This is a genomic window from Kribbella sp. NPDC020701, assembly GCF_055562215.1.
In genome coordinates this window covers 151,163-175,686 of record NZ_JBVHFT010000005.1, presented here as the reverse complement: position 1 = coordinate 175,686, position 24,524 = coordinate 151,163, and the positions used below count along the sequence as shown (strand labels likewise).

Annotated in this window: 24 protein-coding genes; 9 read left to right on the top strand and 15 right to left on the bottom strand. The window is 68.0% G+C overall.

The genetic code is table 11. The features are described 5' to 3' along the window. The first annotated feature begins 89 nt into the window (after nt 1–89). Nucleotides 90–1,085 carry a LacI family DNA-binding transcriptional regulator gene (locus ACZ3HV_RS13905; protein WP_465684177.1) on the top strand — a complete coding sequence of 332 codons (996 nt, stop codon included), beginning with the start codon at nt 90–92 and terminating at the stop codon, nt 1,083–1,085. On the opposite strand, the gene ACZ3HV_RS13900 is transcribed toward ACZ3HV_RS13905, so the two are convergent. From ACZ3HV_RS13900 to ACZ3HV_RS13880, 5 genes are all read right to left on the bottom strand, one after another. Next, nucleotides 1,058–1,927 (bottom strand): NAD-dependent epimerase/dehydratase family protein, encoded by an 870-nt coding sequence (locus ACZ3HV_RS13900; protein WP_465684175.1) that lies wholly within the window; start codon nt 1,925–1,927, stop codon nt 1,058–1,060. The genes ACZ3HV_RS13905 and ACZ3HV_RS13900 overlap by 28 nt on opposite strands. After that, nucleotides 1,924–2,808, bottom strand: a complete 885-nt coding sequence (locus tag ACZ3HV_RS13895) for a carbohydrate ABC transporter permease (RefSeq protein WP_465684173.1) — start codon at nt 2,806–2,808, stop codon at nt 1,924–1,926. Before ACZ3HV_RS13895 ends, ACZ3HV_RS13900 begins: the two co-directional genes overlap by 4 nt. Continuing rightward, nucleotides 2,805–3,755, bottom strand: a complete 951-nt coding sequence (locus ACZ3HV_RS13890) for a carbohydrate ABC transporter permease (protein WP_360372677.1) — start codon at nt 3,753–3,755, stop codon at nt 2,805–2,807. The genes ACZ3HV_RS13895 and ACZ3HV_RS13890 overlap by 4 nt, the downstream gene beginning before the upstream one ends. 1 nt (nt 3,756) lies before the next feature. Then, the gene (locus ACZ3HV_RS13885) at nt 3,757–5,130 is read right to left on the bottom strand and encodes an extracellular solute-binding protein (protein ID WP_465684171.1); all 1,374 of its coding nucleotides are present in this window, start codon (nt 5,128–5,130) and stop codon (nt 3,757–3,759) included. Nucleotides 5,131–5,850: 720 nt separating this feature from the next. Further along, the gene (locus ACZ3HV_RS13880) at nt 5,851–6,714 is read right to left on the bottom strand and encodes an SIS domain-containing protein (protein ID WP_465684169.1); all 864 of its coding nucleotides are present in this window, start codon (nt 6,712–6,714) and stop codon (nt 5,851–5,853) included. 119 nt (nt 6,715–6,833) lie between these two features. Between ACZ3HV_RS13880 and ACZ3HV_RS13875 the strand changes: the two genes are divergently transcribed. The 5 genes from ACZ3HV_RS13875 (at nt 6,834) to ACZ3HV_RS13855 (ending at nt 11,548) form a co-directional block, all read left to right on the top strand. Then, entirely contained in the window at nt 6,834–7,616 is a 783-nt protein-coding gene (locus ACZ3HV_RS13875) for a DeoR/GlpR family DNA-binding transcription regulator (RefSeq protein WP_134108530.1), read from the top strand. Nucleotides 7,617–7,764: 148 nt separating this feature from the next. Beyond that, complete coding sequence (locus ACZ3HV_RS13870) at nt 7,765–8,454, top strand: O-methyltransferase (protein ID WP_465684167.1); 690 nt, start codon at nt 7,765–7,767, stop codon at nt 8,452–8,454. Nucleotides 8,455–8,582: 128 nt separating this feature from the next. Continuing rightward, nucleotides 8,583–9,641, top strand: coding sequence for a Fic family protein (locus ACZ3HV_RS13865; RefSeq protein WP_465684165.1), 1,059 nt, complete (start codon nt 8,583–8,585; stop codon nt 9,639–9,641). 32 nt (nt 9,642–9,673) lie between these two features. Continuing rightward, nucleotides 9,674–10,474, top strand: a complete 801-nt coding sequence (locus ACZ3HV_RS13860) for a helix-turn-helix transcriptional regulator (RefSeq protein ID WP_465684163.1) — start codon at nt 9,674–9,676, stop codon at nt 10,472–10,474. A 69-nt stretch (nt 10,475–10,543) separates the two neighbouring features. Then, entirely contained in the window at nt 10,544–11,548 is a 1,005-nt protein-coding gene (locus tag ACZ3HV_RS13855; RefSeq protein WP_465684161.1) for an SDR family oxidoreductase, read from the top strand. Nucleotides 11,549–11,649: 101 nt separating this feature from the next. On the opposite strand, the gene ACZ3HV_RS13850 is transcribed toward ACZ3HV_RS13855, so the two are convergent. The 9 genes from ACZ3HV_RS13850 to glgC all read right to left on the bottom strand — a co-directional run bounded on the left by ACZ3HV_RS13850 (nt 11,650) and on the right by glgC (nt 20,285). Further along, nucleotides 11,650–12,189, bottom strand: coding sequence for a GNAT family N-acetyltransferase (locus tag ACZ3HV_RS13850; protein ID WP_465684160.1), 540 nt, complete (start codon nt 12,187–12,189; stop codon nt 11,650–11,652). Between the two features lie 5 nt (nt 12,190–12,194). Further along, nucleotides 12,195–12,917, bottom strand: coding sequence for an alpha/beta hydrolase family protein (locus ACZ3HV_RS13845; protein ID WP_465684158.1), 723 nt, complete (start codon nt 12,915–12,917; stop codon nt 12,195–12,197). Continuing rightward, nucleotides 12,910–13,908: an amidohydrolase family protein gene (locus ACZ3HV_RS13840; protein ID WP_465684156.1), complete on the bottom strand. Its 999-nt coding sequence runs from the start codon at nt 13,906–13,908 to the stop codon at nt 12,910–12,912. Before ACZ3HV_RS13840 ends, ACZ3HV_RS13845 begins: the two co-directional genes overlap by 8 nt. Continuing rightward, nucleotides 13,908–14,426, bottom strand: coding sequence for a 3-hydroxyanthranilate 3,4-dioxygenase (locus tag ACZ3HV_RS13835; protein ID WP_360372713.1), 519 nt, complete (start codon nt 14,424–14,426; stop codon nt 13,908–13,910). The genes ACZ3HV_RS13840 and ACZ3HV_RS13835 overlap by 1 nt, the downstream gene beginning before the upstream one ends. Beyond that, a complete protein-coding gene (locus ACZ3HV_RS13830; RefSeq protein WP_465684153.1) occupies nt 14,426–14,854 on the bottom strand; it encodes a RidA family protein in 429 nt (142 codons plus the stop codon). The genes ACZ3HV_RS13835 and ACZ3HV_RS13830 overlap by 1 nt, the downstream gene beginning before the upstream one ends. A 118-nt stretch (nt 14,855–14,972) precedes the next feature. After that, on the bottom strand, nt 14,973–16,475 hold the full coding sequence (locus ACZ3HV_RS13825; RefSeq protein WP_465684151.1) for a 2-hydroxymuconic semialdehyde dehydrogenase: 1,503 nt from the start codon (nt 16,473–16,475) through the stop codon (nt 14,973–14,975). Then, the gene (locus ACZ3HV_RS13820) at nt 16,472–17,773 is read right to left on the bottom strand and encodes an FAD-dependent oxidoreductase (RefSeq protein WP_465684149.1); all 1,302 of its coding nucleotides are present in this window, start codon (nt 17,771–17,773) and stop codon (nt 16,472–16,474) included. Before ACZ3HV_RS13820 ends, ACZ3HV_RS13825 begins: the two co-directional genes overlap by 4 nt. Then, nucleotides 17,770–19,017, bottom strand: coding sequence for a kynureninase (gene kynU, locus ACZ3HV_RS13815; protein ID WP_465684147.1), 1,248 nt, complete (start codon nt 19,015–19,017; stop codon nt 17,770–17,772). Before kynU ends, ACZ3HV_RS13820 begins: the two co-directional genes overlap by 4 nt. Continuing rightward, complete coding sequence (gene glgC / locus ACZ3HV_RS13810) at nt 19,014–20,285, bottom strand: glucose-1-phosphate adenylyltransferase (protein ID WP_465684145.1); 1,272 nt, start codon at nt 20,283–20,285, stop codon at nt 19,014–19,016. The genes kynU and glgC overlap by 4 nt, the downstream gene beginning before the upstream one ends. Nucleotides 20,286–20,515: 230 nt before the next feature. On the opposite strand from glgC, the gene ACZ3HV_RS13805 reads away from it, so the two are divergent. Both ACZ3HV_RS13805 and glgA read left to right on the top strand, forming a co-directional pair. Continuing rightward, complete coding sequence (locus ACZ3HV_RS13805; protein ID WP_465684143.1) at nt 20,516–21,061, top strand: GNAT family N-acetyltransferase; 546 nt, start codon at nt 20,516–20,518, stop codon at nt 21,059–21,061. Nucleotides 21,062–21,079: 18 nt separating this feature from the next. Next, nucleotides 21,080–22,237 carry a glycogen synthase gene (gene glgA, locus ACZ3HV_RS13800; protein WP_465684141.1) on the top strand — a complete coding sequence of 386 codons (1,158 nt, stop codon included), beginning with the start codon at nt 21,080–21,082 and terminating at the stop codon, nt 22,235–22,237. Between the two features lie 347 nt (nt 22,238–22,584). Here the strand turns inward: glgA and ACZ3HV_RS13795 are convergent, their stop codons facing one another. Then, a complete protein-coding gene (locus ACZ3HV_RS13795; protein WP_465684139.1) occupies nt 22,585–23,445 on the bottom strand; it encodes a helix-turn-helix domain-containing protein in 861 nt (286 codons plus the stop codon). Between the two features lie 103 nt (nt 23,446–23,548). Between ACZ3HV_RS13795 and ACZ3HV_RS13790 the strand changes: the two genes are divergently transcribed. Beyond that, nucleotides 23,549–24,409, top strand: a complete 861-nt coding sequence (locus tag ACZ3HV_RS13790) for an oxidoreductase (protein ID WP_465684137.1) — start codon at nt 23,549–23,551, stop codon at nt 24,407–24,409. Nucleotides 24,410–24,524 lie beyond the last annotated feature (115 nt).

Genomic DNA, 24,524 nt, shown 5'->3' with positions numbered 1-24,524 from the left:
TCCCAGGTATGCGAAAGCGGTTTCGCAAATCACACCTTGATACCCGGCGGGCCCGCTGTCAACGGCTCGAAGCTGACTAGGATGAGGGAATGGCCGACCAGCTGATCACTCTCTCGGACGTCGCCGCCGCGGCGGGAGTGTCGCTGTCGACGGCCTCCAAGGCCCTGAACGGCACCGACCGGATCTCGGAGGCGACCCGCCAGCACGTCCGCGTCACCGCGGACCGGCTCGGGTTCCGGCACAACGCGCTGGCCCGGTCCTTCGCCCGCGGCCGGAGCCAGACGATCGGCGTCCTGACGCACCGCGCCTCGAACCCGTTCACCCGGGTCGTCCTGGCCACCGCCGCCACCGAGCTCGGCGCCAAGGAACAGGCGATCCTGCTGTACGACGCCCGGATGGACGAGCAGGACGTCACCGAGAGCATCCTGCAACTGCGGGCCCGCCGGATCGACGGCGTGATCGTGATCGGTACGGGTACGTCGTTCCCGACCCCGTCACTCACCAGCCGGTTCGAGGTCCCGGTGATCTACGCGTTCACCTTCACGGAGGACCCGGACGACGTCACCATCACCTCGGACGACATCGCGATCGGCCGGCTGGCCGCGACCCACCTGCTGTCGACCGGCCGTCGCCGGATTGCCCACATCACCGCGGAACCAGGCGACAACGCCGCGCAGCGCCGGGCGGCGGGCGCCGGTGAGGTCCTCGCCGACGCCGGACTCGAGTGGGCCACGCCGGTGCGCTTCGGCCGCTGGCGGGAGGACTGGGGCGAGGAGGCCGCCGGCGAGGTGCTGGCCGAGGTGCCCGACGTCGACGCGATCTTCTGTGGCAGTGACGCGATCGCCCGCGGTGCGGAGCGCGTCATCCGCGCGAGCGGCCGGCAGGTGCCCGGCGACGTGGGCCTGATCGGCGTCGACAACTGGGAACGCCTGATGCACGATCAGCGCGTCCGCCGCCACCTGACCACGATCGACGTCGGACTCGAGGAGATCGGCCGCCTGGTCGCCGCCCGCCTCCTCGAACCCGACCCCCAGCCCGGCATCCAGTACGTCGCCCCTCAGCTGGTCATCGCCGAAACCGTCTGACCGTCCTCGTGGATGGAGTAGTGCGGGGTGAAGCCGAGGAGGTCTCTGGCTCGGGACGTGTCGACCAGGGCGGTTCGTCCGGGGACGGGACGGCGTACCGGGACTGTGGGGGCGTACTCGCGCAGTAGCTCATTCGTCGGCCGGTCGATCAGGATGTCGTCGGCGGCCAGGCCGACCACGTGGGCGCCGGTCGCCGGTGACTCGAGCGCCGCGATGATCGCCCGGACGCCGTCCCGCAGGTCGAGGTAGGCCCAGCCCTCACGCGCCATCGTGGACGGATCGCGTTCCGCGTCGGCCGCGAACTTGAACAACTGCTCGCGCGTCTTCACCAGCGGAAAGCGCAGCGCGATCACGTTGGTCCCCCACCGCCGCCAGGCCATCCGGGCACTCTGCTCGTCGACGCTCTTCGACAGCGAGTACGCGTCGGAGATGTCGGCGTGCACGTCCTCGTCGATCGGGTAGTACGCCGGCACCACCGGGTTCACGTTCATCGGTACGCCGAACGCGTTGATACTGCTCGCGATCACGGCCCGGCGGATCCCCCGCTGCCCGGACTGCGCGAGTACGTTGAACGTCGCCGCCACATTGTTCTCGAAGACCTCCTCCGGCGTCCCCAGGCTCGGATGCGGGATCGCGGCCAGATGCAGTACGGCGTCCACCTCGTCGAGCGCGGCCGCGACATCGGCCGATGATCGGGCGTCGCCGACCAGCGGGCGGTCCGCCGGACTCGCCTGGTCGTAGCGCAGTGAGAGGCCGGTGACGTCGTACCCAGCCTCGCGGAGACCGGCCACCGCGGCCCTGCCGATCGATCCGTCCGCGCCGGTGACCAGGACTCGCCTCACGCCTTGATCCCTCCGGACAGGCCGACGCCACGCAGAAACGCCCGCTGGAAGACCAGGAACAAGGCCACCGGGATCAGCAGGGCCAGGAACAGGCCCGCCAACTGGATGTTGAGTTCCGTCACCTTGGCGATCTTCGGCAACGCCACCGAGACCGGCTGCAGATCCGGATTGGTCAGCACCAGCAGAGGCCACAAATAGTCCTTCCAGGAAGAGATGATGCTGAGCAGCACGACCACACCGAGGATCGGACGCGACAGCGGGAGCACGAGCGAGGTGAAGACCCGCAGCGACCCGGCCCCGTCGATCCGGGCCGCCTCGAAGTACTCGCGCGGGATGCCGTCGAAGAAGCGCTTCACGATCAGCACGTTGAACGCACTGGCCGCGGGCGGCAGCCAGACCGCCCAGAACGTGTTGGTCAGGTTGGTGTGCACCAACGGCAGCTTCAGCACGGTCAGGTACAGCGGGACCAGAGAGACGATGTGCGGCACGAACAGCGTGACCAGGATCGCCGCCGACAACAACGTTCCCCAGCGCGGCCGGAGCACGCTGAGCACGTAGCCGGCCGTCGTACAGATGATCAGCGACGCCAGCGCCGTACCCGCCGCGATGATGGCGGTGTTGCCGAGGTAGTAGCCGATATGGCCTTGCTGCCAAGCGGTTGCGAGGTTCTGCCACTGCACCTCACCGGACGGGAACAACGCGAGCGGGTGCCGGATGCTGTCCTGGGTCGGCGAGATCGCTGCCTTGAGCAACCACAGGAACGGTCCGAGGCCGGCCACCAGGAGTCCGGCGAACACCACGACCTGACCGATGACGAACGGCACCCGGATGCGAGTCTCTTTGCGGTCGGCGTTCGACAGCGCACCGCGTTCGTCACTCACTCGGAGCTCCAACCACGCGTCGCGAACTGGAAGACCGCCGACATCACACCGAGTGCCACCGCCAGGAGCACACTCAACGCCGTGGCGGCGCCGTAGTCACCGTTGACGAAGGCGTAGTTGTAGATCAGCAGCAGGATCGTCATGGTCGCGCCCTGTGGCCCTCCCCCGGTGAACAACAGGGGCTCGGTGAACAGCTGCATGGTGCCGATGACCTGCAAGAGCAGCATCAGGAGCAGTACGCCGCGCAGGTGCGGCAGCATTACGTGCCACACCCGCCGGAACACGCCGGCACCGTCCAACTCGGCCGCCTCGTAGAGATCGGCCCGGACCGAGGTCAGTGCAGCCAGGTAGATGATCACTGCGTTGCCCGCACCGGCCCATGTCGCCTCCAGCACGATCGACGGCATCGCCGACGACGGACTGTCGAGCCAGAGGTACGGTCCGAGCCCGAACACCCCGAGGATGCTGTTGAACATCCCGTTCGAGGACGGGTCGTAGAAGAACCGCCACAACAGGATCGCCACCACCGGCGGAGTGATCACCGGCAGGTAGGCGAGCGTCGTGTAGGCCCAGGACCGGCCGCGCAGCTCGGACAGGAACATCGCCAGCAGGATCGGCAGCGGGAAGCCGAACAGCAGCGCCAGCAGGGTGAACCAGACCGTGTTCACGGTCGCCTGACCGACCGCGGGATCGGTCAGGACATACCGGAAGTTCTCCAGACCGACCCACTTGACCGGGTCGATCAGGTTGGTCTGCTGCAGGCTCATCACCAGCCCGCGGACGATCGGGCCCCAGGAGAAGACCAGAAAGATCAGGAGCACCGGCAGCGCGAACAGCACTGCCGGGATGCCGTTCCGGGCCCGGCGGAGCAGGATCCAGGCCGGCCGCCGGGCCACGCTGCGGGAGCGCAGCCCGGTGGTCGTGCCGGTTGTCGTTGCGGTGGGCAACTCAGCGCCCGAGCTTGGCGTTCACCGTGGCGGTGGCCTTGGTCAGCAGCGCCGGGATATCGGCCTTCGCGTTGCCGAGCACGGTCTGCACCACCGGGTCGAGGGCGGCGTAGACCTCCTGCGCCTTCACCGGCGGCTCGGGGATGATCTTCTGGTCGGCCGCCACCTTCGTGTACGGCGCGAAGTTGTCCAGCGGCACGTTCACGTACGGCTTGATCCACGACTGGTACGTCGTCCACTGGTCGGCCGCGACCACGGGGAGACCCGGCACCCCGACCGGCAGCTTCGCCGCCACACCGTTCTTGGCACTCGTCACCGCCGCGTCCTGGTTCACGTACTTGTTCAGGTAGGCGAACTTGATCCACTTGACCGCGGCCACCCGCTCGGCATCCGTCGTACTCGGGCTGACGATCTGGACGCTGCCGCCGCTGAGGGTGCCGTGATCGCCACCCTGCTGGGGCATCGGGCCGATACCGAACGCCGACGCCTTGAGCCCATTGGTCTGGACCAGGGTGCGATAGGCGTCCGGCGCGGACATGTACATCCCGATCTTGCCCGCCGCGAACGCCTTCGAGATGCCGTCGATGTCGTAGAGCACCGCCTGGCCCATCGACTTGTCGACCCACTTCATGTCGTGCAGCGCCTGCAGCGCGGCCTTCGAGGGCGCGTCGTCGAAGGACGCCTTGCTGCCGTCCTCGTTCTCGACCGAGCCGCCGAACGCGTAGGTCTGGGTGGTGAACATCCAGCCCCCGGTGTTGCTTGTGGTCATCTGGGCGTAGCCGGCCTGACCGGTCTTCTGAGCGATCTGCTGGGCGTCCGCGCGGACCTCGTCCCACGTCGTCGGCGGCTTGTCCGGGTCCAGCCCGGCCTTGGTGAACAGGTCGCGGTTGTAGATCAGGCCGACCGAGTACGCCGCGGTCGGGACGGCGTACACGTTGCCCGCCTGGTCCTGGCCGATCTTCAGCACGTTCGGGTTCAGCTCGGCCAGCAACCCGTCGTCCTTGAGCGTCTTGGTGAGGTCGGCGACCTGCTTGCGGGCGATCATGCCCTGCGGCTCGGTGAACGGCACGTTCAGCACGTCGGGCAACTGCCCGCCGGCCGCCTGGGCCTGGAACGTGGTCGGATCCCAGAGCGTCTCGACCGGGTTCAGCTTGATGTCCGGGTTCGCCGCCTGGAAGTCGGCCACCTTCTTGTCGTACGTCGCCCGGTTGGCCGGGTCCGAGCTGCTCGGGCGGTCACCGATGGTGATCGTCACCTGCCCGGAGGCAGCGGCGTCACCGGACGCGGACGGTGCGCTGGAGCAGGCCACCAGCCCTGCCAGCGCGAGTGCTGCGGTCGAAAACGCCGCGGTGGAACGGATTGCGGTTCTGGTCATCGGAACTCCTCAGCGGGGATGGCGATCGGCGAGCCGACCGTTCCGCAGAGTAGCGCAAGCGCTTTCGCAAACACCAGACCTCAGCCGATCCCAATTCCGCACCACCACCCCGGACGCACACGACGGAGGGATATCCGGCTCTTGTGCCGTAGGTGTGGGCGCCTGGAGTGACAGTGCACGGGTGACCTGACAGGAGACGGTGACCTGGGACAGGTCCCCCATCCACCAGTTCCTGTCCTGTCCCCACGCCTCCGTCCAAGACACCCTCGCTCCCCGGGCACCCACGGCTTGTCACACTCCCAGGCCGCGAGCACACCAGTCGCGCGCTCCGGGTGCGTGTACCAACGGACAGGTAGTGCACCCCGATACGACGTACATGCGGGATCCGTCCCCGCTCAGCTGCACTACCAGGCACCTGAGCACTACCTGTCGATCAGTACGCCGACGCAACCGGCGGCCATCACGTGACCGGCTGCCCACTGCCGACTCGCCGAGCCCGGGCCGCGCCTCCCGCCGGCCCCGCGTGGACTGGCAGGTGCGGCGAGCGGGTGCCCTCATGGCAGGGGTTGCACATCGAGGTGGAGGGTTGCCCGGTCAGATTCTCAGTGGGCAACCCTCCAACTGAACGGGCAACCCCCTGGGCTGGTGGCATTCCCGCGGACCCAGGAGAGCCGGATATCCCGCGGGGTCGGTCGAGTCAGTCGAGGATGGCTGGTGGGGTCAGTCGAGGATGACTGAGCGGGTGAGGCTTCGGGGCTGGTCGGGGTTGAGGCCTAGGGCGAGGGACTTGGCGACGGCGACCCGCTGGGCTACCACCAGGGAAGCCATCGGGTCCAGGTCCGCGTGGTGTACGACGCTCGCACCGGTGGCGGCGACGTCGTCGAGGAAGTTGGCCGGCGCCTCGCCGAAGATCCAGACGCCGCGGCCGGTCTGGGCGATCGCGATCGGGCCGTGCCGGTAGTCCATCGCCGGGTAGGCCTCGGTCCACGCCGACGCGGCCTCACGCTGCTTCAGCGCGGCCTCGTGCGCCAGACCGACGGTCCACCGGGTGCCGACGTACGTGACCTGCTCCAGCTTCGCCAGCTCGTCCACGTCGATGGTCAGCGCGGTCTGAGCGTCCGCGGCGGCCTGAGTGAGGTCCTGGCCGAGCGAAGCGCGCAGCAACGCCAGCGTGGTGGTCGCGAACCGGGTCTGCACAACGGACTGCTCATCCGCGAAGTCCAGCATGATGATCTGGTCGGCCAGGTCGACGATCGGCGAGCCGGGGGTCGCGGTGATCGCCACGGTCGGCAGGTCGGTCGCACGGATCAGATCCAGCACCTCGGTCGTCGTCCCCGACCGGCTGATCACGACCACAGCGTCGTACTGGCGTCCCGCCGGGAACTCCGAGCCCGCGAACGCGTCGGTCTCCCCCTGACCCAGGTCCTCGCGGAGGGCGGCGTACGCCATCGCCATGAACCACGACGTGCCGCAACCCACCGCCGCGACACGCTGGCCGGCCTTCGGCAATGCACCGCCGTACTGCGCGAAACCGTCCGAAATCTGCCTCCAGAGGTCCGGCTGAGTGGCGATCTCAGTGCTCACAAATGGCGTCTGCGTCATGTCGTCTCCGCACTTGTCATGGTCGAAACTGCTCGAACGTGATCGAATGGTGCCAACCAGCCGCCACCCGGCTGACCGATTGTGTGAAGGAGGAGCCCCGGGTGAAGCGTTATGAACGCCTGAACACCTTGCTCGAGTCGCTCGCCGAGAAGGGCGCCATCGACGTCGATGAGCTGGCCGAGCAGTTGCATGTGTCCGCAGCGACGATTCGGCGCGATCTGGACCACCTCGGCAAGCAGCAGCTCCTCACTCGGACCCGCGGCGGCGCGGTCGCCAACGCGGTGTCGTACGACCTGCCGCTGCGCTACAAGACTGCGCGTTTCGCTTCCGAGAAGCAGCGGATCGCGCAGGCGGCGGCCACGCTGGTACGCCGCGGCATGGTGATCGGGATGAACGGCGGCACCACGATCTCCGAGGTGGCGCGCACGCTGGCGACCCGGCCGGAGCTGTCGGCCGAGCACGGCGAGCCCGCGTTCACCCTCGTCACCAACGCGCTGAACATCGCCAACGAGCTGATCGTCCGGCCGCACGTGAAGATGGTGCTGACCGGCGGCGTCGCGCGGCCGCAGTCCTACGAGATGATCGGCCCGCTGTCGCACCGGATCCTGTCCGACCTGTCCCTGGACATCGCCTTCATCGGCGTGGACGGGATCGACGAGACCGGCGCCACCGCCCACCACGAGGGCGAGGCGAACATCAACCAGCTGATCGTCAGCCGGGCCGCGAAGGTGGTCGTGGTGGCCGACTCCTCCAAGCTCGGGCAGCGGGCGTTCGCCCGGATCTGCGAGCTGAGCGAGATCGACACCCTCGTCACCGACGCCCAGGCCGACGAGTCCCAGCTGACCGTCTTCAAGGAAGCCGGCATCGACGTCATCCGCGCCTGACCTCACTCCGCACCTCCCTCACTAGGCCCGGTTTGCCTGCTGAGGACGATCATATCTGATTCAAGGCCACCTGTAATGAGCAAGAGTGCGCAGTCTCCGCGCGGGAGACACGGAATGCGGACCTCGTGCCGCTAGGCTTCGGTTCAGCATGAGTACCGCAGCCGCAGAACACCCCGCAGATCCTTGGGAGGGCATCATCGCCACCGGCATCGACCCGACGTCCTGGGCGTACGCCGAGGACTACACCGGTGAAGGCGAAGTCGTCACCGGTGCGCGGGCGAGCGCCGCTGAAAGCGGAGTGGTCCCGATCGGACCCGGCTCGTCCGCCGCGCTGAGCATGCTCGCCGCCGGCGTCGGCGCCAAGGCGGTGGTCGAGATCGGCACCGGCACCGGTGTCTCCGGGCTGGCCCTGCTGCGCGGGATGCGCACCGACGGCACTCTGACCACGGTCGACATCGACGCGGAGAACCAGCGGCTGGCCCGCAAGACGTTCCTCGACGCCGGCGTCCCGTCGAACCGGTTCCGCCTGATCGCCGGCGCCGGGCTGGACGTGGTCACCCGGCTCACCGACGGGCACTACGACCTGGTCTTCTGTGACGCCGACCGCCGCGAGAACACGGCGTACCTGCACGAGGCCCTCCGGCTGCTGCGCCCCGGCGGCGTCGTCGTCTTCGCCGGCATCCTCACCGGCGGCCGCGTCGCCGACCCGGCCGTCCGCGACCCCGACACCACCGCCCTCCGCGACCTGATCCGCGCCGTCCGCGACGACGACGACCTCGTCTCCGCCCTCCTCCCCACCTCCGAAGGCCTCCTCACCGCCGCCAAACGCCTCAGCTGACAACTACAGCTAGTGCAAGATCGGCCACTGAGTGCGGTCGGTAGGCGGTAGAAACATGCTAAGGAAACCAACAAATACGCTAAAGTGACCTCCGATTAGTAAATTTGTTGGTTTCTTTGGAGGATCGGATGCGCTCGTTCGCGGACCTGGATCGCGTGATCGGGCAGGTGCCGGCCGGCGTCGTCATGCAACTGCGCTCGATCGATACCGGCAGAGGCAGCGAGGCGCTGTACCGCAACCAGCTTCCGGCCCTCCTTACCGAGCTCGCCAACCGCGCGCGGATCCAGAGCATCACCGCGTCATCGGCAATCGAAGGCGTCGTCGTACCGGACGCTGCACGGGCTGAACGCATCATCGAAGGTCGCGCCGGCGTCCTTCGCACCAGGAGCGAGCAAGAGCTCGCCGGTTACCGCAAGGCGCTGGACTATCTGTTCCAGGAGGACTGGCATCCGCTCAACCTCGGCCTGCTCCTCCACCTGCACCGCCTGCTCTGGTCGGAGACGGCCTACCCCGGCGGTCAGCTGAAGACGGACGACAACCTCGTCGTGGATCGTTCGCCGGACGGAAGTACGACGGTTCGGTTCGTCCCGGTGCCGGCGGCAAGAACCGACGCCTACCTGAAAGACCTGATCGATCGGTACCTGGCCGCTCAGCGGGCGGGCCGGCACCATCCGGTTCTCCTGGTCGGCCTGATGGTCCTCGACCTCTTGGTCATCCATCCGTTCGCGGACGGCAACGGCCGGGTCGCCCGGGCTCTGACCAACGCCGTGCTGGTCGACGCGGGCTACGAGGTCTGTCGATGGGTTTCTCTCGAGCAACTCATCGCTGACTCCGTCGACTCGTACTACGACGCGTTGCTCGATTCGACCCATGACTGGCATCAAGATGCGGCAGATCCCTGGCCATGGCTGTCGTACTTCGTGACCACACTGGCGTCTGCATATCAGGCCTTCGCCCGCCGAGCGGCAGCCGATCGTTCAGGAGGGACGAAGCAGGATCGAGTTCGGCAGCATGTGCTCAAGCATGCGGCCGCGGTCTTCAAGGTTTCGGAGGTTCGGGCAGCGCTTCCGGGTGTGAGCGACCAAACCATCCGATTGGTGCTGGAGCAGCTCAGGAACGAGGGAAAGATCAATTCCACCGGAGCAGGTCGCGGCGCGGTCTGGATTCAAGTCCCCGATCAGGACTGACCTCCGACGCGACTCAACAGGCAGGAGCAACCATGGGCACCGGCGGGCTGGGCGAGTATTTGCGGGCCAGGCGGGGGCGGTTGCGGCCTGAGGATGTTGGGTTGGTGTCCGGGGGACGGCGGCGGGTGGTGGGGTTGCGGCGGGAAGAGGTCGCGCTGCTTGCGGGAATCAGTCCGGAGTACTACCTGCGGCTGGAGCAGGGGCGGGATCTGCATCCGAGTGACCAGGTGCTGGCGAGCCTTGCCGAGGCGTTGCGGCTCGACAGCGACGCGACGGCGTACCTGCAGGCCATCGCGCGCCCGGCCAGGCCGCGGCGGTCGAAGGACACTGCGAGCCGGCATCTGCAGGCGTTGATCGACGGGTGGCAGGCAACGGCGGCGTACGTGCAGGGCCGGGGGTTCACCGTGCTGGCCGCGAACCGGCTTGCGGTGGCGTTGTCGCGGCACTTCTCGGTCGGGTCCAACACGTTGCGGGCCGCGTTCCTCGAGCCGGACCTGCGGGAGCTCTATCGCGACTGGGACGGGATGACCGCGAAGACCGTTCCTTTCCTGCGCTCGCTGACTGCCGCGGACCCGGACGATCCGGAGATCACCGCACTGGTCGGTGAGCTCAGCGAGCGCAGTGAGCGGTTCCGCGCTCTCTGGACCAGCCATGACGTGAAGGTGCGGGACGAAGGCATCACGAAGTTCCTCCATCCGCAGGTCGGCCGGCTCGATCTGCGGTACCAGAAGTTCGTGCTGCCCGAGTCCGATCAGCTCCTGGTCACCTATCACGCCGATCCCGGCGGCCCTTCCGAGGCCGCGTTCCGGCGGCTCGGCGAGCTCAGCACCTGATCCTGTCCCTGCGGACACCAGGAAAACCGCGGCCTGGATGACCTGTCCGCGATCTCCGAGCCTGGATCCATGAAGGTTCTCGTGACAGGCGGCTCCGGCTTCCTCGGCGCCCATGTGATCGTCCAACTCCTCCAGCAGGGCTACCAGGTACGCACCACCGTGCGATCACTGGACCGCGAGCCCGACGTACGGGCGATGCTCGCCGGAGCCGGCGTCGATCCCGGGGACAAGCTCAGCTTCGTCGCCGCCGATCTGAGCGCCGACGCGGGCTGGGACGAGGCGGTCGCGAGCACCGACTACGTGCTGCACGTCGCGTCACCGTTCCCACCCAGCGCCCCGAAGGACGAGGACGAACTGATCGTTCCGGCACGCGACGGAACCTTGCGAGTACTGCGCGCAGCCCGTGACGCGGGCGTCCGTCGCGTCGTACTGACGTCGTCGTTCGCCGCGATCGGCTACGGCCACGACGGTCCCGGGCCGTACGACGAGGCGACCTGGACCAACCTGGAGGCACCGATCGGCGCCTATGTGAAGTCGAAGACCATGGCGGAACGCGCGGCCTGGGAGTACGCCGCCGCCGCGGGGCTCGAGCTGACCGTGATCAACCCGACCGGCATCTTCGGTCCCGCTCTCGGGCCTGACTTCGCCAGTTCGCTCGGCGTCATCACCGCACTGCTGGAGGGCCGCGTCCCGTTCCTGCCCGACCAGCGATTCGGTGTGGCCGACGTCCGCGATGTGGCCGCTCTGCACCTGACCGCGATGACCGACGATCGGGCCGCCGGTCAGCGGTTCATCGCCTCTGGCGGCTATTCGTCGATGGCCGGGATCGCCGGGATTCTGCGGTCCAGGCTCGGGGCCGACGCCGTGAAGGTGCCCACGCACCGGATTCCGACCTGGTTGCTGACGGCGGTCGCGCTCGTCGTACGGCCGTTGCGTGCGCTCGCCCGGGATGCGGGCGTCCGCCGCGAACCGCGGCTCGGTAAGGCGACCCAGGTCCTCGGCTGGTCGCCACGGCCGGTCGAGGACACGATCGTCGACACCGCTCGGAGTCTTCTCCCGTACCTCAGCCGGTGAGGTGTTAGTTCGTGCCAGGCGTCGCAGTGGGGTCTCTGCGGACGTTACGGTGTTCGGGACGGGCGGGTACGCCGGCGCCGCGATGCCTGAGGCCGGCGCCCTCAGCTGTCGACGTGCCAGGGGCGTGGGTCGTCGCGGAGCAGTGAGTAGACGAGGACGTCGAGGTTGCGGCCGGCGTTGAAGAACGCTCCCCGAGCGGTGCCTTCGAGCTGGAAGCCGCATTTCTCCGCGATCCGCCGGCTGGGAGTGTTCTCGGGGACGATCACCAGGGAGAGGCGGTTGACCTTCTTCGAGCCGAACAGGTAGTCGACCAGCAGGCAGACCGCCTCGGTCGTGTAGCCCTGGCCGGCGTGCTGCGGGCCGTAGAGCTGGTAGGAGAGTTCGTAGGCGTCCCAGTAGCCCACCGACTTGAAGAACTCGATGTGGCCGACCATGACCTCGCTCCGGTCCCAGATCAGCAAGGTGCCCTCGTCGCGCTCCCAGAATCCGGTCTCGGCGTACGTCCGCCGGAGTACCGGCTCCGACTGGACACCGAGCGGGAAGTACGCACCGCGGGTGGAGATCTCGGTGTGCGCGGTGATGAAGACCTCGAGATCGCGTTCACGCACCGGACGCAACACAATCCGTTGTCCGTTGAGCATGATGTTCAGCTTGTCAGTCGGGTGAGTTCGGTGGTGACCTCGTGCCAGGAGTCGCTCAGAGGGTCGATGAGGTCGTAGTGGCCGGCGTGTTCTACGCGGATCAGGCGGGCGGTCGGGTGGGCGGTGAAGTAGGACTCGGTCAGGGTGATCGGGACGCGGGTGTCGGCGGTGCCGTGGATGAGGGCGACCCGGGCGATCGGGGCGGGCAGGTGCGCCGGGTCGAGGTCGTTGCGTACGCCGCTGCCGATGAAGTCCTGTACGGCGCCGTCGTCGAGGCCGAGGCGGTCAGCCATCAGCAGGTCGGCCACCGGGGCCAGCGCGATCAGGCCGCGGAGGCGAACCGGGTTCAGCGTGGACGCGGCCCACAAGGCGAGTTGCCCCCCTGCGGAGTGGCCGATCATCACGTAGCCGGCGTGAACGTCGACCAGGTCGGGCAGCGCGTCGAGCGCCGTACGGATGTCCGACGTCGTGACATCGGGATCACCGGGCTCGCGGCGGTACTCCAAGGACAGCACCGGCCAGCCGAGGTCGGCGAGCGCTTCACCGAGCGGGCGGGCGTGCGTCCGGTCGTACTCCGGCCGCCAGAAACCACCGTGCACGAACACGACCAGCGGCCGGTACTCCTTCGCGTGCCAGTAGTCGATCACCTGGTCCGCGTGGTCGCCGTACCGGAGCTCCTCGTCGGGCGCACGCGCTGCACGCGACAGTACCGATCGGTCTTCACTCATCAGACCTCCCGAGATAGCGCAATGCGTTCCCGGACAGCAGCTTGTGCTGCTGGTCCGCGGTCAGGAAACCGGCCTTCCGTACCACCTCCCCGACCGGCCGCTCACCCAGTGGATAGGGATAATCACTGCCGACCAGAACGCGGTCTTCCCCCAAGGTATCGACAAGTAGCCGTAAAGGCGCTGATTCGAACACGACCGTGTCGACGAAGAACCGGTCCAGATAGTGCGACGGTGGGTGCTCGGAGCAACCACGGACGATGTCGCCGCGCCGGTGCCAGGCGTTCTCCAGCCGCCCGAGCCAGAACGCGAAACTCCCGCCACCGTGAGCGAAACAGATCCGCAGGGACGGCGGCAGCGTGTCGAAGGCACCGCCGAGGATCATCGCGAGTACGGACAGATGGGTCTCGGCCGGCATCCCGGTCAGCCAGCGAGCCATCCAGCGGTCCAGCCGTGGACCGCCGGGCATGTCCCACGGATGCACCAGCACCGGCGTCCCGGTCTCGGCACAGTGGTTGAGAAAGGCAACGATCCCGGCGTCGTCGAGATCCTTGTCGCCAACGTGGTTGCCGATCTCGACGCCCACATGTCCGGCGGCCCGGCAGCGATCCAGCTCGGCACACGCGGCGTCCGGATCCTGCAACGGCACCTGGCAGAACGGCACGAAACGGCTGTCCCCGGCAAGCGTCTCCAGAGTGAGATCGTTGAAGATCCGGGCCAGCTTGGCCGCCTGATCGGCCGGCCGGTCGTACCCGAAGAACACCGGCGTCGGCGACACCACCTGTACGTCGATGCCGTCGGCATCCATGTCCGCACGACGGGTCGCGGGATCCCAAGCCGGTGGGCCGATCGGGCGGAACTCGGTCGAGCCGACCATGATCATCGCGGCCCGCTCGGAGTCGATCCGCAACCACGGCCAGCCGTCCCCACCGCACGCGACCGAGAGATCCGGCCACCCCTTCGGCACCAGGTGGGTGTGGACATCAACAGCCATCAGCCCTTACCCGGATGCACAGTGCCGCAGTCCGGGCAGGTACGGGCGTCCTCGCTCTCGTAGAAGGCCTTGAACACCGGCGGCAGGTCGGCGACGATGTCGGTCACCTGGAGCTCGACCTCGTGCACGATCGCGTTGCAGTTCTCGCAGTACCAGCGGAACTTCTCCAGCACCCCGGGCTCACGAACACGCTCCATCACCAGGCCGATCGACTCCGGACCGCGCTGCGGCGAGTGCGGCATGTTCCGCGGCAGCACCCACATCTCACCCTCGTTGATGTCGACCCTGGCCGGCCCGTCGTCGGTCATCACGTTGACGTGCAGGTGTCCCTTGATCTGGTAAAAGAACTCCTCGTACGGGTCGACGTGGAAGTCGGTCCGCTGGTTCGGCCCGCCGACCACCATGGTGATGAAGTCGTCCCCGGTCGGGAACATCTGCTTGTTGCCGACCGGCGGCTTCAGCAGGTGCTTGTTCTCCTCGATCCACTGCGGAAAGTTCGTCGACTCCAGATTGACCATCACTCACTCCTTTGCGGGCTGTGTTCTTTTGGAACGGCCGCCACGGCCTGGATTTCGATCAGCAGCTGGGGATGCGGCAGCTGATGAACTGCGACGGTCGTCCGGCTCGGCCCGGACTCGTCGAAGAATTCGCCGTACACCTCGTTGTACCCGCCGAAGTCGTTCATCGACACCAGGTACGTCGTCACGCTCACGACATCCTCCAACCCGGCACCCACCGCAGTCAGGATGTCCCGGATGTTCTCCAGCACCACCCGAGTCTGCTCCCGGATGTCCAGCGAGACCGTCCCCGATGAGTCCACCGAAGCCCCGGCGATCGTGTTGTCCGGCCGCCGGCTCGACGTCCCCGACACGAACGCGAACCCGCCGCTGACCTTCACATGCGGAAACCGCCCCCGCGGCACCGCCTTCCCCGGTACGACGGTCATGGGGCCTCCCGGCCTGGACTGAGGAGCGGAGGGAGCGAAGCGACTGGAGCGACGAGGGAAGGCCGGGAGTTCAAGCCCCATGACCACGCCGGCGCCGAAGGCCCGGCCAAACGCAGGGTCATGTGAGCTCCACGCAGACGTTGGTCGGCTCGGAGTAGAAGTCCAGCGAGTGCCGGCCGCCCTCGCGCCCGACCCCTGACAACTTCATGCCGCCAAAGGGCGTCCGCAGATCGCGGAGGAACCAGGTGTTGACCCAGACAATGCCAACGTCCAGGGCTGGGCCGGCGCGGTGGGCGCGGCCGACGTCACGCGTCCAGACCGTTGCTGCCAGCCCGTAATCGGATCCGTTCGCCAGCGCGTACGCCTCTTCCTCGGTGTCGAACGGAGCGATGTGGCAGATCGGCCCGAAGATCTCCTCCGTGTTCGTCCGCGCGTCCGGCGGCAGCCCTGTGACGACAGTTGGTTGCACGTAGCAGCCACCATCACGGGCGTCACCGAACCTCGGTACGCCGCCACCCGCGAGTACCTCGGCTCCCTCGGTCCGCGCGAGGTCGTAGTACGACAGAACCTTGTCGCGGTGTTGTTTGGAGATCAGCGGCATGTTCATGGTCGCCTCGTCGGCAGGCCACCCGTAGGTCAGCTCGGACGCCCGCGCGGCCAAGCGCTCGACGAACTCCGTGAAGACAGGGCGTTCGACGTACAGGCGTTCGGTGCACAGGCAGACCTGGCCGCCGTTGGTGAAGACCGAACGTACCGATCCCTCGACGGCCGCATCCAGCGAAGCGTCGGCGAAGACCAGCCCGGCGTTCTTCCCACCGAGCTCGAACGACACGGCCTTGACCCGGTCCGCCGCGACCTTGGCGATCGCCGTACCGGTCGCGGACTCGCCCGTGAACGTGATCGCGTCCACACCCGGATGCCGGGTCAGGTACTCCCCCGCCGACGACGGCCCGAACCCGTGCACGAGGTTGAAGACGCCGGGCGGTACGCCGGCCTCCGCCATCACCTCGGCCAGCACGGTCGCCGATGCCGGCGTCTCTTCGGACGGCTTGACGATCACAGCGTTGCCGCAGGCAAGCGCCGGCGCGACCTTCCAGGTCAGCAGCAACAACGGCAGGTTCCACGGTACGACGATCGCCACCACGCCGACCGGTTTCCGGACCGCGTAGTTCAGCGCCCGCCGTCCATCGGCCAGCACGGTCGTGTACGACTCGGTCGGCGCCGTTGTCGCGAAGTCGGCGAACGCCCGGAAGTTGGCCGCCCCGCGCGGGATGTCCAGCGTCCGCGCCTGACTGATCGACTTGCCGGTATCGCCCACTTCGGCCGCGACCAGGTCGTCGAACCGCCGTTCCAGCCCATCCGCGACGCGGCGCAGAACCGCCGCCCGCTCCTGCTCGCTGAGACGTCCCCAAGGCCCACGCAAAGCCGCCCGGGCCGCACTCACCGCCGCGTCCACCGTCGCCGCGTCAGCCTCACACACGTCGAAGATCTGCTCCCCCGTCACCGGCGAGATCTTCGCGAACGTCGACGCGCTCTGCACGAAGTGTCCGTCGACGAAGTGCCGCAACAATCCGACCGAGTTGGGTTGCCCGGTCAGCAACTCAGGTGTCCACAAGCTCATCGCCGGCCCCACTTTCGCGCCAACCCGAGGAGTACACCCGCCGCGGCGACCGCTCCTAGGCCCAGCACCTGGTGCTGCCGCTTCACCCGCTCCTGCACTTCCGCGTACGGCGTGGTGGAGAACGACACGAGCTCGTAGCGGGACACGTACCGGCCGGGTAGCAACCGCTCCAGGGCATGTTCGACGCGCTTGGTCAGCCGGAACACCGGAGACGCCACCTTGTCGCGCATCTCGATGAAGTTGGCCAGCGCCATCCCGGCGATCGCCTCGGTGTTCTCGCGGCGGCGTGCCTCGAACAACGGCAGCGCCCGAGCCCACGAGCCGCCGGTGTCGTCGAGGCACCGGTCCAGCTCGACCACGTCCTCGAAGGCGCAGTTGGCGCCCTGGCCGTAGAACGGGACGATCGCGTGGGCAGCATCTCCGAGTAACGCCGTACGCCCGTGAGCCTGCCAGGGCAACGTGTGGACGGTGCCGAGCACGCCGACCGGGTTGTGCAGATAGTCGTCGACGAGATCCGGTGCCAACGGCAACAGATCCGGGTAGTTCACCCGGAAGTGCTCTTCGATCCCGGCAGCGTCCGTCAACGCATCGAAGGACCCGGCCGGCCAGAACAGCGTGCAGGTGAAGGATCGATCCGGGTTCGGCAGCGCGATCATCATCGAGGTCCCGCGCGGCCAGATGTGCAACGCGCCCGGATCGAGTGCGAAATCGCCGGCTACGGCAGGGATCGAGAGCTCCTTGTAGCCGTAGTCGAGGAAGTCGACGTCCTCGGCAACGACGCCTTCGGCAAGCAGCTGCTCCCGGACCGCGGAGCCGGCTCCGTCCGCACCGAGCACCACGTCAGCCGAAACCGACACCTTGCCCGATGGCGTGGCGAAGACCAGCCGGCCGGCCTGCGAGTCCAGCTCCACCAGCCGATGCTCGAAGACGACGCTGACTCCGGGGGCATCCGAAGCCGCCGACAGCAAGGCGTTGTTCAGTGCGCCCCGGCTGATCGAGTTGATCGCCCGATCGCCGGACGCCGAGTAGGCCTGGAAGTCCAGTGGCCCGGCGACCGGATGGATCATCCGCCCCTTCATCGGCAGGGCGTCCGCCATCACCTGGTCGACCAGGCCGATCCGCCGCAACGCGTCCAGCCCGCGCTCGGAGATCGCCAGGTTGATCGACCGGCCGCGTTCCGCCGTACCGATGCGGGGATCCGGGCGACGCTCGTACAACGTCACCAGCAGTCCACGCCGGGCCAGGAAACACGCCAGCAGACTTCCGGTCAGGCCTGCCCCGACGATCGCGACCTTCATGCCGGCACCACCTCAGCCAGAGCGGACGCGGCGCGCCAGCAGTCGTGGTACGTCGAGTACAACGGCACCGGTGCAAGCCGCAGTACGTCGGGCTCCCGCGCATCCGCGATCACGCCGTGCTCGAACCGCATCCGCCGCGCCAAGTCACCCGCCCGCATCCCATCGATCTTCAAGGACAACTGTGCTCCCCGTCGCGCAGGGTCGGACGGCGTGATCACCCGGAAGGGACAGCCGTTGGCCAAGAGCTTCTCCAGGTACGCCGTCAGCCTCAGACTGCGCTCCCGCAGGACCCCGATGCCGACCTTGTCGAAGATCTCCAGCGACGTCCGGACCGGGCTCATCGAGAAGATCGGCGGGTTCGACACCTGCCAGGCGTCCGCGGACGCGGGCGGCCGCGACTCGGGTGTCATCTCGAACCGGGTCGACGGGTCCGTGCTCCACCATCCCTCGAACCGCGGGAGGTCCCCACCGACGTGCCGCTCGTGCACGAAGGCGCCCGCGAGCGCGCCGGGCCCCGAGTTGAGGTACTTGTACGAACACCAGGCCGCGAAGTCCACACCCCAATCGTGCAACGCCAACGGGACATTTCCGGCCGCGTGCGCGAGATCCCAGCCGACGATCGCCCCGGCCGCGTGACCGGCCTTGGTGATCGTGGGGATATCCATCAGCTCACCGGTCAGGTAGTTCACGCCGCCCAGGAGGACCAGGGCCACATCGCCACCCAGTTGCTCGACGACGTCCGCCGTACGCAGGGAGTCTTCGCCGGGCCGGGGCCGCAGGCGGATGATCGCGTCCTCGGCGTCGTACCCGTGGAATCGAGCCTGGGAGCGGACGGCGTAGCTGTCGGAGGGGAAGGCGGAGTCCTCGATCACGATCCGGTGCCGCGAGCGGGTCGGGCGGTAGAACGACACCATCAGCAGGTGCAGGTTGACGGTGAGCGAGTTCATCACGACGGTCTCACTCGGCAGCGCACCGACCAGGCGGGCCGCGGGACCGGTCAGCAGCTCGTGGTACGGCAGCCAGGGCCGCTCGGCGTCCAGGTGCCCTTCAACGCCGAGGGCAGCCCACGCGTCCAGGTCCTCGAGCAGCTCGACCCTGGTCGCGCGCGGGCGCAGACCGAGCGAGTTGCCGGCGAAGTACGCCACCTCGGGGTAGTCGCCACCCTGCGCCGGCGGTACGTCGAACAGTTCGCGGTGCCCCGGATCCGTGGCATCGAGCTCCAATGCCTCAGCCTCCGCGCTCACGCCTCGGCGACCTCGTTCTCCGACTCCGCGGCCGCGGCAGCGGGCGGTTCGATCACCTGCCCCTTACCGAGCACGGTGACGCCGCCCTTGGAGACGGTGAAGCCGCGCTGGCGGTCGTGATCGGGGTCGACGCCGATCTCGACGCCGTCCGGGACGATCACGTTCTTGTCCAGGATCACGTTCTTCAGCACGGCGTTCGCACCGATCTTGCAGTTGTCCATGATCACCGAGCGCTCGATGAACGCACCCGCGCTGACGATCACGTTGGTGCCGAGCACCGAGTGCTCCACGGTCGCGCCGGTGACGACCGAGCCCTGGCAGACGATCGACTCTCCGACGGTCGCGTCGTCGGTGAACTTGGCACCGGGCAGCTGCGGGTGCGAGGTGAAGATCGGCCAGTCGGAGTTGTAGAGGTTGAACACCGGCTGGATCGAGACCAGGTCCATGTGCGCCTCGTGGTACGAATCCAGTGACCCGACATCACGCCAGTACGAGCGGTCGCGGTCCAGGGCGCCCGGGACGTCGTTGTCCTTGAAGTCGTAGACGCCGGCCTTGCCCTCGGCAACCAGCATCGGGACGATGTCGCCGCCCATGTCGTGCCGGGACGCCGGGTTGGCGGCGTCCTTGCGCAGCGCCTCCACCAGGACGTCGGCGCTGAACACGTAGTTGCCCATCGAAGCGAACGTCTCGTCCGGCGAGTCCGGCAGGCCCGGCGGGTCGGCCGGCTTCTCCAGGAACTCCTCGATCGAATGCCCGTCCGGGCCGGTCTTGATCACGCCGAACTCGGTCGCCTCGACCCGTGGCACCCGGATCCCGGCGACGGTCACGCCGTTCCCGCGCTCGAGGTGCGCCTGCACCATCTGGGAGGCGTCCATCCGGTAGACGTGGTCGGCACCGAACACCACGATCACATCGGGCTTGTGGTCGTTGATCAGGTTCATCGACTGGTAGATCGCGTCCGCGCTGCCCTGGTACCACTGCGGGCCGAGCCGCTGCTGGGCCGGCACGCAGGTGACGAAGTTGCCCAGCAGTGTCGACATCCGCCAGGTGAGCGTGACATGCCGGTCGAGCGAGTGCGACTTGTACTGCGTCAGGACGCAGAGGTTCCGGTAGCCGGCATTGACCAGGTTGGACAGCACGAAATCGATCAGGCGATAACTGCCTCCGAACGGGACGGCCGGTTTGGCCCGGTCCCCGGTCAGCGGCATCAGCCGCTTGCCCTCACCGCCGGCCAGCACGATTCCGAGAACTCTGGGCGCCTTTGCCATGTCCGCACCTTAGGCCATGTGCCCCCCTCATGTGCAGTGCGAGCGGGTGCTCGGTGGAGTGCATCGGGGTGCCGGAGAGGTGACCTCGATGCGGAGCATCGTGGTCGGCTCTCCGGTGCCGCGAGGTGTCCACCGAGTGCCCGATCGTGCTGTGCAGGAGGGGGGTACATGGCCTTTAGCTCCGAGAACCCTCCGGCATAAGCGCTTGCGAGTGTCGCGACACTGTAAAGATGCCGATCCTTGTCGTACCGTCCACTGCTGTTCACCGTGGGTTCCTGGCCGCTTGGGACGAGGCCGGGCCGCAGGAGGAGCGGTGGATGGGCGCGCGGTCGGTGGCCGGTGCCGAGGAGGAGTGGACCCGGCAGCAGGCGGCCGATCCGGCCGAGTTCTCCCGGATGGTCGAGGTGATCAGGACCGAGGCGGAACCGGAGACCGAGCTGCCGGCCGGGATCGTGCACCAGACCGTGCTCTGGTTCGTCGACGGCGTCGAGTGGCTCGGCCGGCTCTCCATCCGGCACGACCTCACCCCCGCCCTGACCGAGGTCGGCGGCCACATCGGGTACTACGTGCGCCCGTCGGCCCGGCGCCAGGGGTACGCGACCCAGATGCTGACCCAGTCACTACCGATCGCGGCGGCCCTCGGCATCGACCCGGCGCTGGTCACCTGCGACACCGGCAACGTCGCCTCGCGCAAGGTGATCGAGGCGGCCGGCGGCGAATTGGAAGACGAACGACACGGAAAGCTGCGGTTCTGGGTGCCGACAGAGCTCAGATGATGTCCTAAGGTCGGCTGCATGAAGGTCGCCATCCTGACGCGTGAGTTTCCTCCGGATGTGTACGGCGGGGCAGGGGTGCACGTGGACTTCCTGGTCCGCGAGCTGCGCCGGCTGATCGACGTGGACGTGCATTGCATGGGCGAGCCCCGGCAGGGCGCGACCGCACACTCCGAGGACGACCCGCGGATGCCGAACGCGAACGCGGCGCTGCGCATCCTGTCCACGGACCTCACGATGACGGCGGCGGTCGGCGACGCACAGCTCGTGCACTCCCACACCTGGTACGCGAACATGGCCGGCCACTGGGCCAAGCTCCTGTACGACGTCCCGCATGTGGTGACCGCGCACTCGCTGGAGCCGCGCCGCCCGTGGAAGGCCGAGCAGCTCGGCGGTGGCTACCGGCTGTCCAGCTGGGCCGAGCAGACGGCGTACGAGGCGGCCGACGCCGTCGTCGCGGTGAGCCGGGGGATGCGCGACGACGTCCTGGCCTGCTACCCGTCGATCGACCCGGCCAAGGTGCACGTGATCTCGAACGGGATCGACGCCGACTTCTACCGCCCGGACCCGAAGACCACGGTGCTCGAGCGGCTCGGGGTCGACCTGAGCCGCCCGTACGTGACGTTCGTCGGCCGGATCACCCGGCAGAAGGGTGTCCCGCACCTGCTCCGGGCCGGTCTGCAGCTGGATCCGTCGGTGCAGCTCGTGCTGCTGGCCGGCGCGGCCGACACGGTCGAGCTGAAGGCCGAGACCGACGCGCTGATCGACGACCTCAAGGCTGCCCGCGACGGCGTGTTCGTGGTCTCCGAGATGCTGCCGCGCGAAGAGGTCCGGCAGGTGCTGACGCACGCGCTGGCGTTCTGCTGCCCGTCGATCTACGAGCCGCTCGGCATCGTCAACCTAGAGGCGATGGCGTGTGAGACGGCCGTCGTGGCCAGTGCGGTCGGCGGTATCCCCGAGGTGGTCGACAACGGCTCGACCGGCATCCTCGTCCCGTACGACGAGCACGACATCGACACCTTCGAGCGCGGACTGGCCGCGGGGATCAACGCGCTGGTCGACGACCCGGCCAAGGCCGAGGCGATGGGCAAGGCCGGCCGGGAACGCGCAGTCTCGCAATTCGGCTGGGACGCCGTCGCGGATCGGACCGTGCAGCTGTACAACAGCCTGCTCGGGTAGGGAAAACCCCACCTCCGCCCGGGGGTTCGCACCATCGTCCAGGCGGCGGCCTGGAGGTTGGGTTGAGGCATGACTTCTCGCCTGACCAGGACGGTCGCCGCCACCCTCGCCACCGCGGCCCTGCTCGCCTTCCCGCTCTCGGCGTACGCCTCGGTCACCGAGCCGACGCTGTCCGAGGCTGCCGTCACCAGCATGCACGCGGTGCGGGGTGCCCTCGTGTCCGCGGTCCCGGTCGCCAAACGCGCACTCCTGCGCCACCTCGCTGCGAGCCCGCGGTGCCAAGGTCACCGTCCACTCGATGGGCGCGGTCGACCACTTCGGCACAGCGTTCGCGGCGTTCCCGCAGATCATTCGGGCTTTCGGTCGGTGGGCTTGATGGTCCGCTCAGGAACCTCGTCGGCGGTGAGGCTCCCCAGTAACGCGAGCGACTCGACGTCGCGGGACCCGGGCACGGCATGGAAGACGACCAGGGTGATGTTGTCGGTGCCACCAATCGTGAGCTTGTCCGAGCGGAGGTCGAGGTCACCGACGGCGGGATGCGTGAGCTGGCTCAACCGACCGCGCCGCGGGCGGACGTCGTGCCGCGCCCACAGTTGCCGGAACCTGTCGCTGCGCAGTGACAGATCTCCGACCAGCTCCTTCAGGCGCGGGTCGTCCACATCAGGCCCAAGCTCGGTGCGGAGGATCGCGACGCCTTCCTCGGTCAGCTCGTCCCAGTCCCGGCGGAGCTCCTGTTCCCTGGGATCGAGTAGGACGGCGGAGAGGAGATTCACGCCGACGGCATAGTTCGGGGACAACGCCGCGCACAAGGCGTTGACCGCGAGGACATCGGTGTACTTGTTCTGCACGTAGGCCGGGTTGTTCGGCCAGCCGTCGATCAGCTCCAGGATGCTGTCCGGCACCTGCGCCCGCGGCCTCGGGGCGACGTGCGGGCGCTCCTGGGCGAGTCCGATCAGGTACGCCGTCGCGTCCGGGTCCAGCCGCAGTACGTCGGCCAGTGCCTCGAGCACCTGCACGGACGGGTTGCGGTCACGGCCCTGCTCCAGCCGGAGGTAGTAGTCCGAGCTGATCCCGGCCATCATCGCGACCTCTTCACGCCGCAGCCCCGGCACCCGCCGCAGCCCGACACGCCGGAGGCCGACGTCCTCGGGCTTGACCTGCTCGCGCCGGGCGCGGAGGAACTCACCCAGAGCGTTCGTGCTCTCCATGGCTTCCACGGTAGTCGGAGCGACGCTGCGGTGACTGGGTCCTGTCACTACCAGGAACAACGGGGTACTCCCTGTCGGCGCGAACCCGACGAACAGTGGAGTCATGACCAACAAAACCATCACCCTCGCCGACGACCTGACCATCACCCGGATGGGGTACGGCGCGATGCAACTCGCCGGCCCGGGAGTCTTCGGCCCACCGAAGGACCATGACCGGGCGATCGCCGTACTGCGGGAGGCCGTGGAGCTCGGCATCACCCACATCGACACCAGCGACTTCTACGGCCCGACCGTGGTCAACGAGCTCATCAAGGAGGCGCTGTACCCGTACCCGGCGGACCTGCACCTGGTCACCAAGGTCGGCGCCCGCCGCGGCGACGACGGGTCCTGGATCCACGCGCTCGAGCCGGACGACCTGAAAGCCCAGGTGCACGAGAACCTCGAGCACCTCGGGCTGGACGTGCTCGACGTCGTCAACCTGCGGACGGCCGCGCACGACGGTGGTAGCGAGGACTCGATCGCCGAGTCGTTCACCGCGCTGGCCGAGCTGCAGCAGGAGGGCCTGATCCGGCACCTCGGCCTGAGCGGCGTCACCGTCACCCAGATCCGCGAGGCGCGGGCCATCGCGCCGGTCGTCACCGTCCAGAACCTCTACAACCTGGTCCGGCGCCAGGACGACGACGTCGTCGACTACTGCGCCGAGCACAACATCGCCTTCGCCTCGTTCTTCCCCCTCGGTGGCTTCAGCCCACTCCAGTCCGAGACCCTCGCCAAGGTCGCCGCTCGCCTGAACGCGACCCCGCAGCAGGTCGCCCTCGCTTGGCTCCTCCAGCGCTCCTCCACGAGCATCGTCATCCCCGGCACCTCGTCGGTCGCCCACCTCCGCGAAAACACAGCCGCCGCCGACCTGCTCCTCCCGGCCGACGCCATCGCCGAACTCAACACCATCGGAACCCAGGCATGACCGTCACCCTGATCACCGGAGCCAACAAGGGCACCGACGCAATGGTGCGCCTAGCAACAATCGGTCCAGACGGCCCCACCGGCACTTTCCAGGACCGCGACGGAGGCATGCCGTG

Coding starts and splice junctions, on each gene's coding strand:
- ACZ3HV_RS13905 (WP_465684177.1), top strand. CDS start 90: ATGGCCGACCAGCTGATCACTCTCTCGGACGTCGCCGCCGCGGCGGGA.
- ACZ3HV_RS13885 (WP_465684171.1), bottom strand. CDS start 5,130: ATGACCAGAACCGCAATCCGTTCCACCGCGGCGTTTTCGACCGCAGCA.
- ACZ3HV_RS13870 (WP_465684167.1), top strand. CDS start 7,765: ATGAGTACCGCAGCCGCAGAACACCCCGCAGATCCTTGGGAGGGCATC.
- ACZ3HV_RS13865 (WP_465684165.1), top strand. CDS start 8,583: ATGCGCTCGTTCGCGGACCTGGATCGCGTGATCGGGCAGGTGCCGGCC.
- ACZ3HV_RS13860 (WP_465684163.1), top strand. CDS start 9,674: ATGGGCACCGGCGGGCTGGGCGAGTATTTGCGGGCCAGGCGGGGGCGG.
- ACZ3HV_RS13855 (WP_465684161.1), top strand. CDS start 10,544: ATGAAGGTTCTCGTGACAGGCGGCTCCGGCTTCCTCGGCGCCCATGTG.
- ACZ3HV_RS13850 (WP_465684160.1), bottom strand. CDS start 12,189: ATGCTCAACGGACAACGGATTGTGTTGCGTCCGGTGCGTGAACGCGAT.
- ACZ3HV_RS13845 (WP_465684158.1), bottom strand. CDS start 12,917: ATGAGTGAAGACCGATCGGTACTGTCGCGTGCAGCGCGTGCGCCCGAC.
- ACZ3HV_RS13840 (WP_465684156.1), bottom strand. CDS start 13,908: ATGGCTGTTGATGTCCACACCCACCTGGTGCCGAAGGGGTGGCCGGAT.
- ACZ3HV_RS13835 (WP_360372713.1), bottom strand. CDS start 14,426: ATGGTCAATCTGGAGTCGACGAACTTTCCGCAGTGGATCGAGGAGAAC.
- ACZ3HV_RS13830 (WP_465684153.1), bottom strand. CDS start 14,854: ATGACCGTCGTACCGGGGAAGGCGGTGCCGCGGGGGCGGTTTCCGCAT.
- ACZ3HV_RS13825 (WP_465684151.1), bottom strand. CDS start 16,475: ATGAGCTTGTGGACACCTGAGTTGCTGACCGGGCAACCCAACTCGGTC.
- ACZ3HV_RS13820 (WP_465684149.1), bottom strand. CDS start 17,773: ATGAAGGTCGCGATCGTCGGGGCAGGCCTGACCGGAAGTCTGCTGGCG.
- glgC (WP_465684145.1), bottom strand. CDS start 20,285: ATGGCAAAGGCGCCCAGAGTTCTCGGAATCGTGCTGGCCGGCGGTGAG.
- ACZ3HV_RS13805 (WP_465684143.1), top strand. CDS start 20,516: ATGCCGATCCTTGTCGTACCGTCCACTGCTGTTCACCGTGGGTTCCTG.
- glgA (WP_465684141.1), top strand. CDS start 21,080: ATGAAGGTCGCCATCCTGACGCGTGAGTTTCCTCCGGATGTGTACGGC.
- ACZ3HV_RS13795 (WP_465684139.1), bottom strand. CDS start 23,445: ATGGAGAGCACGAACGCTCTGGGTGAGTTCCTCCGCGCCCGGCGCGAG.
- ACZ3HV_RS13790 (WP_465684137.1), top strand. CDS start 23,549: ATGACCAACAAAACCATCACCCTCGCCGACGACCTGACCATCACCCGG.